General features: G+C 47.2%; 3 protein-coding genes and 1 pseudogene. All 4 read left to right on the top strand.

Going from position 1 to position 3,214, the window contains the following annotated elements:
• The coding region (gene dusB, locus ACSHWX_RS18005) for a tRNA dihydrouridine synthase DusB (RefSeq protein WP_435669590.1) at positions 1–761 on the top strand (761 nt) is incomplete at its 5' end.
• A 29-nt stretch (positions 762–790) separates the two neighbouring features.
• Positions 791–1,084: a DNA-binding transcriptional regulator Fis gene (gene fis / locus ACSHWX_RS18000; protein WP_006991173.1), complete on the top strand. Its 294-nt coding sequence runs from the start codon at positions 791–793 to the stop codon at positions 1,082–1,084.
• Between the two features lie 99 nt (positions 1,085–1,183).
• Positions 1,184–2,794, top strand: a complete 1,611-nt coding sequence (purH, locus tag ACSHWX_RS17995; RefSeq protein ID WP_435669589.1) for a bifunctional phosphoribosylaminoimidazolecarboxamide formyltransferase/IMP cyclohydrolase — start codon at positions 1,184–1,186, stop codon at positions 2,792–2,794.
• 157 nt (positions 2,795–2,951) lie between these two features.
• A pseudogene (locus ACSHWX_RS17990) lies at positions 2,952–3,214 on the top strand (hypothetical protein); the annotation flags it as partial.

Raw genomic sequence — 3,214 nt, 5'->3', positions numbered from 1 at the left:
AAGCGGCACAGTTTAACGTGGACAACGGTGCCCAAATTGTTGATATCAACATGGGGTGTCCGGCTAAGAAAGTAAATAAGAAGTTGGCAGGCTCTGCACTATTGCAAGATCCACAATTGGTTGAGCGAATAGTTCAATCAGTGGTCGAAGCGGTGCAGGTTCCGGTAACGTTAAAAATACGCACAGGTTGGAATACGGACAATCGCAACGGGGTGCAAATTGCAAAGATCGCCGAACAAAACGGTATTCAATCTTTAGCAGTTCATGGTCGCACCCGGGCCTGTATGTACAAAGGTAACGCTGAGTACGACACCATTAAAGCCATTAAACAGGCCGTGTCGATACCCGTCGTTGCCAACGGTGATATTACCTGCGTGCACAGTGCAAAACACGTGTTGGAATACACCAATGCAGATGCGTTGATGATAGGCCGAGGTGCCCAAGGTAACCCTTGGATATTTCGCCAAATTCAACACTTTCTGCAAACTGGCGAAATACTGCCCTCGCCCCCATTAAGTGAAGTGCGCAATGTATTAATGGCGCACGTAGCCAATGTTCACCAATTTTACGGTGAATTTAAGGGAGCGCGGATAGCCCGCAAACATGTGGGTTGGTATTTAGCGGAACATGACCGTGAGCGGCAGTTCCGAGCTAGGTTCAATGCGATTGATGATGCTGCAGAGCAACTCGATTCATTGGCACATTATTTTGACCACTTGGCAGGCGAACCTACGACTCACCTCGTATCACCTGCTGCCTAACGATGACTAACTAAAGAGCAAGATTGTATATGTTCGAGCAAAATGTAACTTCTCCTTTTACCACTACGGTAACGACTCCTTCACAAACACAGGCACAGAAGCCTTTACGTGACTCTGTAAAACAAGCAGTGAATAAGTACCTTAAGCAACTAGACAACACAGATATCGAAAATTTGTATGAACTAGTAATGGCCGAAGTTGAAGCGCCAATGTTAGAAGAAATCATGACTTTCACTCGCGGAAACCAAACCCGCGCGTCAATCATGTTAGGCATCAACCGTGGCACGCTACGCAAGAAGCTTAAACAGTACGGCATGAACTAAGCAAAAAAATGAAAGAGCACCCTAGGGTGCTCTTTTTGTATGCGCTATACTTCGCGCCCCTGGCATCATTGTTAATCCTTTTTAGAAGATAAACACACTATGACGACTCAAAAACCTATTCGCCGCGCTTTATTAAGCGTTTCTGACAAAACTGGCATTGTAGAATTTGCCACTTTCTTAGCCGAGCAAGGCGTTGAGCTTTTATCGACCGGCGGTACAGCCAAATTATTAGCAGACAACGGGCTAACCGTTATCGAAGCATCTGCTTATACTGGTCACCCTGAAATCATGGACGGCCGGGTAAAAACCCTGCATCCAAAAATTCACGGCGGCATTCTTGCGCGTCGCGGCCAAGATGAAGCAGTGATGGCTGAAAACAACATTAACCCAATCGATTTAGTCGTGGTGAACCTTTATCCTTTTGCCGCCACCGTTGCCAATGATGATTGCAGCCTTGAAGATGCGATTGAAAACATTGATATCGGCGGCCCAACTATGGTGCGCGCTGCAGCCAAAAACCATAATGATGTGACTATCGTAGTCAACGCCAAAGACTACGCCCGTGTTACCGAGCAGATGCAAGCCAATAATGGCTCAGTAACAGCCAATACACGTTTCGATTTAGCTATCGCTGCATTTGAACACACAGCTGAATACGACGGCATGATCGCCAATTATTTCGGCGCCATGATTGAGTCCGATGCGCACGGCGATAGCTGCGCTGACGATTGCGGCCATGTACACAGTGCATTCCCCCGTACATTCAATGTGCAAATGAGCAAAAAACAAGATTTACGCTACGGTGAAAACAGCCATCAAGATGCTGCATTTTACGTAGAAAACAACATTCAAGAGGCCTCGGTTGCCACCGCTACTCAGTTACAAGGCAAAGAGCTGTCGTTTAACAACATCGCCGACACCGACTCTGCATTAGAGTGCGTGAAGGAGTTTGCAGAGCCTGCGTGCGTTATCGTTAAGCATGCTAACCCCTGCGGAGTAGCGTTAGGTGACAACATACTTGAAGCATACAACCGCGCTTACCAAACAGACCCAACCTCAGCATTCGGCGGGATCATTGCTTTTAACCGTGAATTAGATGGCCCAACAGCGCAAGCGATTGTAGACCGCCAGTTCGTAGAAGTGATCATTGCCCCTAGCGTTAGCGATGAAGCTGTCGCGATTGTTGCCGCGAAAAAGAACCTTCGCTTACTAGCGTGCGGCGATTGGCAAGGCCAGTTAACTGACGGCTACGACTTTAAACGTGTAAACGGCGGTTTATTGGTTCAGGAACGTGACTTTGGCATGGTTGACATGGAAGACTTAACCGTTGTCACTAAAGTGCAACCGACTGAGCAACAGCTGAAAGACTTAATGTTTACCTGGAAAGTCGCTAAGTACGTTAAATCTAACGCTATTGTATATTGCAAAAACAGCATGACAATCGGTGTCGGCGCAGGCCAAATGAGCCGTGTTTACTCAGCCAAAATCGCGGGTATTAAAGCAGCTGATGAAGGTTTACAAGTAGAAGGTTCTGTAATGGCCTCTGATGCGTTCTTCCCGTTCCGTGACGGTATTGATGCCGCTGCCGCAGCTGGGATCAGCGCGGTCATACAGCCCGGGGGTTCTATGCGTGATAATGAAGTTATCGCCGCAGCGGATGAACATGGTATCGCCATGGTATTCACTGGTATGCGTCACTTCCGCCATTAATTATCTGCATTAATCGCAAGCGAAGCGCGTTGTTTCATCCATCGCTCTTCGCTGATTTGAGCAGATTTACGACATAGGTTTAAGCTACTTGATATTTAGTGTTGCGTAAAAAAACGCTACACTAGGTCCGTTTAAAGACTCATTACAGGATTTGCTCATGTTTAAGCGCGCCACGCAGTTAGTTTGTTCTATTACGTTATTAGCTTCTTCTTTTGCTCAAGCCGATGCCCTTATCGATGCTTTAGCCGATGAAGGGCGCCCTACCGAACAACGTTTACGTGACGAATATCGTCATCCGCAGCAAACTCTTCGCTTCTTTGAAGTTCAGGAAGACATGGCAGTAGCCGAGATTTCGCCTGGCGGTGGTTGGTACAGTAATATTCTTGCTCCGCTATTAAAGGAAAAGGGCCAGTTTTACGC

The sequence above is a fragment of the Maritalea sp. genome (assembly GCF_051251695.1).
Classification (GTDB): domain Bacteria; phylum Pseudomonadota; class Alphaproteobacteria; order Rhizobiales; family Devosiaceae; genus Maritalea.
The sequence above is the reverse complement of the archived record's forward strand: the minus strand, read 5'-3'. Positions and strand labels throughout refer to the sequence as shown.

What these genes read in the sequence shown, in the direction of transcription:
- fis (WP_006991173.1), top strand. Translation starts at nt 791, where the DNA reads ATGTTCGAGCAAAATGTAACTTCTCCTTTTACCACTACGGTAACGACT.
- purH (WP_435669589.1), top strand. Translation starts at nt 1,184, where the DNA reads ATGACGACTCAAAAACCTATTCGCCGCGCTTTATTAAGCGTTTCTGAC.